Annotated in this window: 1 protein-coding gene; it reads left to right on the plus strand. The window is 62.6% G+C overall.

Features of this window, described 5'->3' with window-relative positions; all coding sequences use genetic code 11:
* Positions 1–354: ABC transporter permease (locus AB4Z53_RS35480; RefSeq protein ID WP_441600120.1), on the plus strand; the 354-nt coding region annotated here is incomplete at its 5' end.
* Positions 355–467 lie beyond the last annotated feature (113 nt).

Here is a 467-nt window from a genome sequence, read left to right on the forward strand (position 1 = left end):
AGCGAAGTCAAGAAGCCCTACATGGATGCGGCCCGGCTGATGCGGCTGCCGACCTCCCGGATCCTCTTCCGTCACSTGCTGCCCAACAGCATCGCGCCMGCGATCACTCTGATCCCGATCGAGGTCGGTCATGCCGTGGCGCTAGAGGCGACGCTGTCCTTCCTCGGCTTGGGCGTTCCGATCGACAAGCCTTCGCTCGGCGCCGCCGTTGCCAACGGCTTCCAGTACCTGATGACCGGCCAATACTGGATCAGCCTGTTTCCAGGYCTCGCSCTCTTCGGCCTGATCGCTTCCATCAATCTTGTCGGCGAGGACGTTCGCCGCAGCCTCGATCCAAGGAACCAGACGCGATGACAGTCGAACATGCGAACACAACTCTGCGCCCGCCATTGCCTCCATTCGGGCCCTCGTCTCAACAGCCCGTATTGCTGCGGGTCGAGAACCTCGGCCTTCGCCATCTGTCCAGG

Origin of the sequence: Ensifer sp. 2TAB8, from assembly GCF_052115125.1 — a bacterium.
Lineage (GTDB): Bacteria > Pseudomonadota > Alphaproteobacteria > Rhizobiales > Rhizobiaceae > Ensifer.